This window comes from Thermodesulfobium sp. (genome assembly GCF_053498235.1).
In genome coordinates, this window is the sequence record NZ_JBRCUV010000016.1 from 1 (window position 1) to 10,194 (window position 10,194).

The window sequence follows — 10,194 nt, forward strand, 5'->3', positions numbered from 1 at the left end:
TGGGGAATAGACCCAGTGCCGGATGAAGATATCGATCCAAATTCAGTCAAACCAAGAACAATGTGGTTATATGGCATGTTACAATGGGGTGACCTTTTTAACTCTCGTCAGAAATTGGCATTGATAACATTTACTGAAAAGGTGCGATTGGCTTATAAAAAAATGATCGAAGAAGGATATGATAAAGAATACGCAAAAGCAGTGGTGGGTTATTTGGGTATTTCGATTAATAGTACCGCTGAGAAAAATAGTACGGTGAGTAGATGGGCTAATACAAAAGAAACTATCGCTGGATCGTTTAGTAGGCAGGCATTGGCAATGGTATGGGATTTTTTTGAATCTAATCCTTTCAGTTGTTCTACAGGTGATTGGAACAATTCAATAGAATATAATCTAAATGTTGTAAAAACTTGCATTCTAATGAACAGTTTAGAGCCATCTTCTATAGTACACTCCTCTGCTACATCTCTTCCATACTCCGACAACTTTTTCGATGCAGTATTTACCGATCCACCATATTATGACAATGTAAATTACGCAGAACTTTCTGATTTTTTCTATGTTTGGTTAAAGCGTTCTATTGGGGATTTGTACCCTGAACTTTTTTCAACTCCACTTGTTCCAAAATCACAAGAAATAGTCGCAAACCCTGTACGTCATGGTAGTGTTGATTTAGCTAAGAAATTTTTTGAAGAAAATCTTATTAAATCATTTCAGGAAATTTATAGAGTATTAAAACCAAACGGAATTACAGTAATTGTCTATGCTCACAAATCCACTGAAGGCTGGGAAACACTTATTAATTCTTTGTTAGATTCAGGCCTTATTATTACCGCTGCATGGCCTATTAATACAGAAATGCAGGTACGTTTGAATGCAAAAGAGACAGCATCGCTCGCTTCGTCTATCTATATAGTTGCCCGTAAAATGGAAAGACAGTCAACAGGTTTTTACAATCAGGTTAAAGAAGAATTAAAGACATATCTTAACGAAAAGCTCGATAGGCTTTGGGATGAAGGCATTGGTGGAGGAGACTTTTTTATTGCTGCCATTGGTTCTGCCATTGAGGTCTTTGGCAAATACGAAAAGGTTATGGATTATGAAGGCAATATCATAAGAGCAGATAAAATTCTTCAAGACGTGCGAAAAGTTGCTACTGATTATGCAGTGCATAAAATTTTGCACAATGGCTTTGTGGGTGAAATCAACGAACTGACACGCTTTTACGTGCTGTGGAGATGGAACTATATAGAAGCAAAAGTTCCTTTTGACGAAGCACGCAAACTTGCTACCAGTTGTGGAATTAACCTATCTGAACTATGGAATAAGAAAAGCTTTATAAACAAAGATAAAGAGTTTATAAAAGTTCTAGGTCCACAGGAACGAAAGCTTGAAGATTTAGAAGACTCTACAGAACTAATTGATATATTGCACCATATACTTTTATTATGGGAAAAGAGCAAAAGTGCCGATATCTTAAATCGCTTAAAAGATACAGGATATGGGAGAAGTGAAGCATTTTACAGGGTAGCTCAGGCGATTTCAGAATGCTTGCCAATTGAAAGCAAAGAAAAAAAGCTTTTGGATGGGTTTTTGGTAGGTAGAGAAAGAATTCAAAGCGAGTTAAAGGAATCCAAATTTAGACAGCAATCTTTAGATTTTAATGGAGGATGAATATTATGAATGCATTTCATAGCATTGCAGTACCGCATAAAGATATACTTGAAGGTAGATTGAGAATGGATATTTTTGCTGCTGATTTATGGGATGCATATCATAATCGCGGGTCAGTAGAATACAAAGATGCATCAACCTTTTTTCAAAAAACATATATTACTCAAGGGCTGCATAATCTAGTTGGTATCATTCAAAATCGTATTAATGGCAAAGGCGGAGATCCAACAATACAAATACAGACTCCATTTGGTGGTGGCAAAACCCATTCACTTATTGCACTTATGCATAAAGCAAGAGAGTGGGGCGCAACACCTATTGTTATTGTTGGTACAGAATCAAGTTCAAAAGATACTCTATGGGGTATTATTGAAACTCAATTAACTGGCAAAAATGAATATTTAACAGGGCTTACATCGCCCGGAAAGGATAAATTAAAAAGTCTACTTTCAAGACATCAGCCATTTGTCATATTAATTGATGAGCTTCTTGAATATATAGTAAAAGCAGCTGGTGAAAGGGTAGGAGAAAGCACGCTTGCTGCACAAACTGTGGCATTTTTACAGGAGCTTAGCGAAACCATATCCACGCTTGAGAAATCCTGCCTTGTGTTAACATTACCGTCAAGCTTAATGGAACATTATGATCAAACTACTGAAAAGCTATACTCACAGATACAAAGAGTGGTTGGTAGAGTTGAGAAGATATATACGCCAGTTTCAGAAACTGAAATTTCTAAGGTTATACGCCAAAGGCTTTTTAGTTCAATTGATTTGCAAAAAGTAAAATCGGTTGTAAATGATTTTATGGTTTACGCACAAAAGGAAAGTATTTTACCTATTGGGACAGAGCCAACTGAATACAGGGATAGATTTATAGATTCATATCCATTTTTGCCTGAGGTTCTAGATGTGTTGTATCATCGTTGGGGAAGTTTTCCTAATTTTCAACGCACAAGAGGTGTATTGCGTTTGCTTTCTTTGGTTATTTCAATATTAAAAGATCAAAGCATACCCTATATCACGCTTGCGGATTTTAATCTTGCCAACGGTGAAATACGGCAGGAACTTTTAAAGCATATAGGCACTGAATATAATAGCATTATTGCACAGGATATAACTGATTCTGATGCAGGTAGTAAAAAGGTGGATATAAACTTAGGTGATTCATATAAAGGATTAAAATTGGCTACTCGCACTGCCACAACTATTTTTATGTATTCCTTTTCTGGTGGCACTGAAAAAGGTGCAACATTAAATGAAATTAAGCGTTCAGCTACTACTCTGGACAATCCGTCAAGCGTTGTTGCAGAAGCCATTGAACAACTGAAAAACAAACTTTTTTATTTTCAATTCCAAAATGATAAGTATTTCTTTTCAAATCAGCCAAACCTAAATCGCATAATTCTTACAAAAACCGAAAACATAAAAGAAGAAGATGTTTCGAAATTAGAATATCAATTACTAAAAGAAAGTGTTACAGGAGGAGATTTTAAGGTTTATATATGGCAAGAAGACCCATCATCTATACCCGATACTGAAGAATTTAAGCTTGTTATTTTACAAAATGAAAATAAAGACGTTATTGAATCAATCATTAAAAGTAAGGGGACAAGTGTAAGAGTTAATTGTAATACTATATTTTTGCTTTTTCCATCAGAAAATGAACGAATCGGTTTTAAAAATCGACTGAAAAGATATTTAGCCTATAAATCAATAGAAAAGGACACTACAATAAACCTCTCCGAAATCCAGTTAAAGGAAATAAAATCAGAAATAAAAAAAATTGAACCTGAACTAAAAGAATCAATAAGGCGGTTTTACAGATACATTGCGGTTCCAACTAAGGATAGTTACAAAAAAATTGATCTTGGAATACCAACCTATGGAGATCAAAAATCTCTTGTTAATGAGATATACGATAGACTACGTTCTGAAAATGAAATATTAGAGAATATGGTGCCCATTGTTATTAAAGAAAAATATCTTTCTAATAAAGATTATGTTCATACTAAAAAACTATTGGATACGTTTTATCGAATACCTGGTGAACCGCGCATAAAAGATAAATATACCTTACAAAAAGCAATATCCGACGGTGTTTTAAAAGGTATTTTCGGTTTAGGAGAGCTTGATGCTGATATACCTAGATGCATATATATTAAAGAAAAGCCAGAAATTGGATTTAGTGATAACGAAATAATTATTAAAGAGAACTTGTGTGTAAAAAAACATGAAGAAGATAAACGTCCACAAGTTATAATAAAAGTCGAAGAAAATGTTATAAAAGAAACTAGTCCAAGTAAATCTTTCGATACTCAAGCTATAGCAGAGACAAAAGAACTAAATGAGTATGAAACAGTTGAAAAAAACATTAATTTAAGTTTTAAAATCCCTAAAGGGAAGGTTTCTGATATATTTAGGATCGTTAATTTAATACAGACGCAGTTTGAATCTGTTTACATTGATATAAAAGCTACAGATGGCAGCATGTCAAAACAGGATTATCAAAATAAAATTATAGAAGCATTACAACAATTAAACATAGAGATAGATAAATAGATAAATAGATAAAAAAGCCTTCCAAAGTTAATGCACTACAATATTACAATTGGCTATAAAACCCCACATGGAATTTTATAGCCAACACTTGGATGTATTTTTGACTATTTCAAGTATAAACTTCTATTTAATCCTTTTTTGCCTTACCTTATTTCTTTCATCGTATATTGTATCACTTTAAACAATATTAATTTTATGACACGTGTAGCCTTAAACTATTTGCCCATTTTTCATTAGGATAATCCTTATAAAGGTCTTTAATTATAGCCTTTGCTTCTTTTTGAGTCATTGTTGGATTTTGATAATAGGGAATATTTAAATAAGACAACATAGATTTGAAAAGCTCTATATTATCAATTCTTCTTGAAGGTATAAGTTGTTTTGCCCGATTGCCATAAGCTAACACGACCTGATCTTCTCCTGTGTGCGTAGTGGAGACGAAGTATGTATTTCCCCTTCTCAAAATAGGTTTTCCAGTTTGATCGCCATCCTTAGTTAGATTATATTCGCATTTTGCAAGCACTGCTCCAAGTGCACAAGATTCATATGCTCTATATAAATAGTTTCCTGTAATTCCTGTAAAGTCAGGCCTTCTTGAGTCAATAATAAGTTGTGCTTCGTCAGGTGTAATAGAAAACCCTGTATAGTAGGCTACAATATCCTGAACTTCGGCTGGAGTTTTATTGTCGATTTTATCTGCAATGTAAGGAATTGATGCCTTAATATCTTTATATTTTAACAAGGCTTCTGTAGAATCATTATAATCTGGTCCTGTTCCGTATACGCCAAATCCACCTGTTCCGTGGTCACTTGTAACGATAACTAGCGTTTTTGGATTTTTACTTAGGTATTCGTTAACTACGTCTAAAACCTGATCAAGCTCTGCTGTGTCCATTAATGCGCCGTATGCATCGTTAGCATGATTTGCATGGTCAATTCTTCCAGCTTCAATCTGTAAAACAAAACCCTTTTTTGAATCTTGTAATTTTTTAAGCGCTACAGCAGCAAGAGTAGCTAATGAAGGCTGATATGAGAGTTTATCATCATTTAATCTATCCAGGTAATAGCTTAAGTGAGATTTGTTAAAAAGTCCCAATATCGGCTTGCTATAATCAATGTTGTTAATTTCTTGAGCTTTTGTAAGCACGTTATAACCTTTGTTCTTGAAATCATCGATTAAATTATTTGAAAGTTTTGGATTCACATTTTTATCAAAATATTTTAGTCCGCCACCCATCAAAACAGTAGGTTCTATCTGAAGGGCATCCACAGCTATATTTGCCTCATCATCTCTGTCTGGATTGTGTGAATACCAGGCAGCAGGTGTAGCATGAGTTACCCTTGTGGTAGTAACGAGTCCTATATCATAGCCATTTTCTTTTGCAATCTCACCAATAGTTTTCAATTTTTTACCGTTTGGCAAAGAGCTCAAAAAATGATTTGCAGTGTGAACGCCTGTTGCCCATGCTGCGCTTGCTGGTGCAGAATCAGTAACTACGCTTGACAAGCTTGCAGTTCCCATATAGGTTATAACGCTGTCAGAATCCTGAAATCTTTTATAGAATGTAGTTGTACGACCTACGCTCTCTCTTAATCTTTGAAGTGCTGTCAATGTAGACATTGGCATGCCATCCCCGACAACAAAAATTATACCCGGTTTATCTGTGCTTTCAAATGTTATTGGACTGCCTGACTGAATAATTTGATTAGCATAAACTGTAGGATTAACTAATAGGGTAGCTACTGTAGCGCCAAAAATTTTTATTGCTTCCCTTCGAGTAATTTCAGACATCTTTTAAAAACCTCCTAACAAAATTTTTTAGGTCTACCTTTTAAATTATTATTTCTTTTTAAAAGCTAAGTTAATAATAGGTTAAAAGTATGTTAATAAATATTTATTTCTAAATTTATCTAACGCACAAATTTTTGAATTTACAACTCACTTAATTAAAGTAGCCAACTTAATAAGCTCTATCGTACCCTTTAAAAGGGTTTATAATAGTACTTAAACTTTTTTTGAAGGAGCATCTTAAATTGAATAAAAGGATTGAAGTGATTAAACGATGTGCATTAGAAGCTGGTGAAATATTAAAATACTATTATTCAAACGATTTAAACGTCAGATTTAAAGGAAAAATTGATATGGTCACTGATGCTGACACAAGTTCTCAAGAAAGAATTATTGATATTATAAAATCCGAATTCCCTGATGATGAAATAATTGCAGAGGAAAGCTCTAAAAACACATTGAACCTAAAATCTACATGGATTATAGACCCGCTAGACGGCACAACCAATTTTGTGCACAGACTACCTTGGTTTGCTATATCCATTGCCTACTTACATAACGGCGATATAAAGCTTGGACTAATTTATATCCCCATTTTAAATGAACTCTTTTTTGCTATTAAAGGCGAAGGTGCCTTTCTTAATGAAAAAAGAATTTCAGTCAGCGAAGAAAATTGCTTAGAAAAATGCTTAGTTGGAACTGGATTCCCATATTCTATTCATGAAAATTATGAAGAGATAGTCACTAGATTTAAAAAGGTTTTAATAAATGTAAGAGGAATAAGAAGGCCTGGAGCTGCTGCGCAAGATCTTGCCTATGTTGCCTGTGGGAGATTTGATGCATTCTATGAAGATGGTCTTAAGCCCTGGGATGTGGCTGCTGGAATACTCTTAGTTAATGAAGCCGGTGGTAAGGTGACTGATTATAAAGGAGAGGAATATAAGATCGGACAGTCAAATCAGATACTTGCGTCCAATCTGCTGTTACATGAGAAAATTAAAGAACTTATTTCTTTATAAGATGATGAATTTACAAATTTTAGAAGAGCTATAATGTTTGGCTATCTTATTTTTGCAAGCTTTTTTATGTCTATAGGAATCTTTTTGACTGTAAGCATATTTGTTATAATTTTGGCCTTTGGTGTTAGAGAGTTTTTTGATTATTAGAACAAGAACTATAATTTCAAATTCTAAAATATGTTATAATTTTTTTACATTAGGAGTTTAAAGGCTTGTACTTCCATTAATTATTGTGTAAGGGGATGGCGAACGCGGACTTTTATATAAGTAGAAAAATATTTAGTTCTTTCTTTCTTTTTATTTATATTTTTCTTGGTTTAATTTTAACTTCTTCTTTTTCTTATGCAGATAGCGAAAATTTTGGTATGTGGCAGAATATAAAAGTACAAACCTATAATAGCAATATTATATCCCCCAAGGTTCTTTTTGATTTTTTATTAAAAAATAATGTACCTGCTGATAAAGCTGTTGAAATGGTTGGTATAGCGGGAGCTGAAAGCAATTACAATCCAAATATTATTGTAGACAATCCAAAGGGTGGAGTACTACTCAGTTCAGGAAGGCTATCTTTACCAGAGTACTCAGTTGGGCTTTTTCAAATTAACCTATTAGCCCATAAAAATACTTTGTGCAGAGTTTATAACGTATGCAGCTGGGATGACCAAGTTAATTGGTTATTAGATCCTTACAATAACACTAAATTTGCAATTTATCTTTCGAGAAATGGGCAAAACTTTGCTCCCTGGAGTACATATAGAAATGGAAGATATATTGCTTATGCTGAAGAATTTTATAGCAATTATAGTTATGAACACTAAGCCTTGCAAAAATAATCCCCTCGTTTAAAACTATATTTAAACAAGGGGATTAAAACTGTAATGTTTTTTGGGATTTTATATTATTTTAATTCAACTTAATCAATGCAAAAATAGCTCATATCAAGCTTGTCTAACTCCAGTCTTTTAATTGTTTCTGGCAATATTTTGCCGTTTTCATCAATTCCCCTTATTTTGTAATAACTATTAAGATATTTCTCGAAGTCATAAGGTGCCTTACCTTTTCTAGGACCAGTTTCAGCAGCTTTAAAGAATCTGTCAGGTAGAGTATCATCACTTCTATCAAAACCGAATTTATTGTTTATCATTCTCTGTAACATAAATATTCTCTCTGAAGTTTTCATTAGTTCTTCGATATTTGTATCCCATCCAGTAACAAGATTTATTCCCTTGACAATATCATCTGCAGTTAGATTGCCAAAAAGGTGGAAGAAGCAAATAGTTAGAGAATTTAACAAGCATGCCACATCTTGTGATCTAATGGCAAGTAACTCTTTGTTTTCCATACTATCCATTGATAATTTTATATCTGTTCCAAATTGATTCAGGACCCCAGCTCTTTCTCCTACATGTGAAGCACCTCTTTGATGACATGCACCTCTGTTACCAGTAGCATAGTTTATAGCTAGAGAATAAAAAGCCCTTGGATCGTGGGCTGGCACGTCAAGGTTTTTAACAGAAACGTTAAATGATTCTGGCATGTTGAAAGTGCTTAGTAGCTTTTTAGAACCTTCAGAGACAATATTTCCTATTCCTCTTTTTTGACAAGTTAGTTCTATCAAGTTTATTAAAGTATCCCTATCTCCCCATTTTGGCACAAACCCAATATCACTTTGTTTTATATAGCCAGCTTCATAACCCTCAATGACAGTGGCAATTAAACTCCCCATTGTTATTGTGTCTACGCCATATCTATTCGCCAAATCGTTTGCGGCGCAAACCGTATCAAGATCTTTAATGTCAAGATTTGTGCCAAATAGCGCAAGAGTTTCGTATTCTGGACCTATTCCCTTGTATCCAGAAGGTGATTCTACATATCTATGACAACCTATTACGCATCCAAAACAATACCTGCTCTTAGCATTTAAATATTCAGTATATCTTGGAGAGCTTAGGGCTTTTGCTCCCTCTTCCCATTCATCCTTTAACCAGTGGTGTATAGGTACATCTCCCAATCTTTCAAGTGTTGCCATCACTGCAGGAGTGCCTTCACCGTTGAACACGTTAGCTCTCTTTAACTTTTCAAATAGATCTCTCCTAAATTCAGAAAGTTTTTTACTATCGTATACCTTCCACATCTCACCTTGAACGGCGACTATAGCTTTTAAATTCTTTGAACCCATCACAGCTCCAGCTCCACCTCTTCCGCCAAAGCCATGTGCATTGCTCACAACACAAGCAAACTTTACAAGATTTTCTCCTGCTTGACCTATTGTTAGAGTTGAAATATTTTTTCCTTTATATCTCTCAACAAGCATTTCATGAGACTGATATGCATCTAGTCTCCAAAGGAAATCCGCATCAATAATTTCTAAATTATCTTGAGATACACTAAGATAAACTGGTTTATCTGATTTATTTTGTATTACTATTGCATCGTAACCAGATGATTTTAAATGAACAGAAAAGTTACTTCCTGCTGAGGTATCAGAAAAAGTACCAGTAAGAGGTGACTTGCACATGATAGAGATTTTTCCACATCCTGGCAACATGCCGGTCTGCCATGGACCTGATGCTATTACAAGGACATTTTCTTCTGAAAGAGGATCAGTCTCTTTTTTAACAAAATTATTTATAAAATAGGCTCCAAATCCACTCCCTCCAAGAAATTTCTTATAGAATTCTTCATTGAAATATTGCACACTAGCCTTTCTTGTTTTAAGATCTACAAATGCGATCTTTCCACTATTTCCAAACATTTTTGTTACCCCTTTCGAAGTCTTAAATTTAATTAAGATATTTTTATATATTCTAAAACAAATTAGTTAATTTTTTTATTTTTTCGGCTCTTAATTGAACGTCATTCATACTTATCGAAAATAAGTAATTTAATAAAATTTTTCCACTTTTTTCCATTATAATATATCTATAATATATCTATATATTATTTATTATATTAGAGGTAAAAATTTGAAAAAAACAGAAGAAACTCTTTGCAAAGATCAATTCCTTCAAAATGCCCTTAATAGAGCTCAGAAAAGTTATTTTGAAAAAAGAAGGAAATTAGAAAAGGTTTTTGATTTTGAGAAACTCAAGAATGAAATAAGTGAAATTAAAGAAAAAAATGTTAAAAATTTAGAAGAAAACATCATATT

Annotated in this window: 7 protein-coding genes; 5 read left to right on the forward strand and 2 right to left on the reverse strand. The window is 33.7% G+C overall.

The features are described from left to right. Together ACWIUX_RS01765 and ACWIUX_RS01770 are read left to right on the forward strand one after the other, a co-directional pair. Positions 1 to 1,674 (forward strand): DUF1156 domain-containing protein (locus ACWIUX_RS01765; RefSeq protein WP_448589006.1); only part of this gene is annotated, 1,674 nt, incomplete at its 5' end. A 5-nt stretch (positions 1,675 to 1,679) separates the two neighbouring features. Next, entirely contained in the window at positions 1,680 to 4,235 is a 2,556-nt protein-coding gene (locus ACWIUX_RS01770) for an ATP-binding protein (protein ID WP_448589007.1), read from the forward strand. A 193-nt stretch (positions 4,236 to 4,428) separates the two neighbouring features. On the opposite strand, the gene ACWIUX_RS01775 is transcribed toward ACWIUX_RS01770, so the two are convergent. After that, positions 4,429 to 6,027 carry an alkaline phosphatase gene (locus ACWIUX_RS01775; RefSeq protein ID WP_448589008.1) on the reverse strand — a complete coding sequence of 533 codons (1,599 nt, stop codon included), beginning with the start codon at positions 6,025 to 6,027 and terminating at the stop codon, positions 4,429 to 4,431. A 242-nt stretch (positions 6,028 to 6,269) separates the two neighbouring features. Between ACWIUX_RS01775 and ACWIUX_RS01780 the strand changes: the two genes are divergently transcribed. Then, entirely contained in the window at positions 6,270 to 7,043 is a 774-nt protein-coding gene (locus tag ACWIUX_RS01780) for an inositol monophosphatase family protein (protein ID WP_448589009.1), read from the forward strand. Positions 7,044 to 7,285: 242 nt separating this feature from the next. Continuing rightward, positions 7,286 to 7,861 (forward strand): transglycosylase SLT domain-containing protein, encoded by a 576-nt coding sequence (locus ACWIUX_RS01785; protein ID WP_448589010.1) that lies wholly within the window; start codon positions 7,286 to 7,288, stop codon positions 7,859 to 7,861. 95 nt (positions 7,862 to 7,956) lie between these two features. Here the strand turns inward: ACWIUX_RS01785 and ACWIUX_RS01790 are convergent, their stop codons facing one another. Beyond that, positions 7,957 to 9,798, reverse strand: a complete 1,842-nt coding sequence (locus tag ACWIUX_RS01790) for an aldehyde ferredoxin oxidoreductase family protein (protein ID WP_448589011.1) — start codon at positions 9,796 to 9,798, stop codon at positions 7,957 to 7,959. Between the two features lie 211 nt (positions 9,799 to 10,009). Here ACWIUX_RS01790 and ACWIUX_RS01795 point away from each other — a divergent pair. Continuing rightward, positions 10,010 to 10,194: hypothetical protein (locus tag ACWIUX_RS01795; protein WP_448589012.1), on the forward strand; the 185-nt coding region annotated here is incomplete at its 3' end.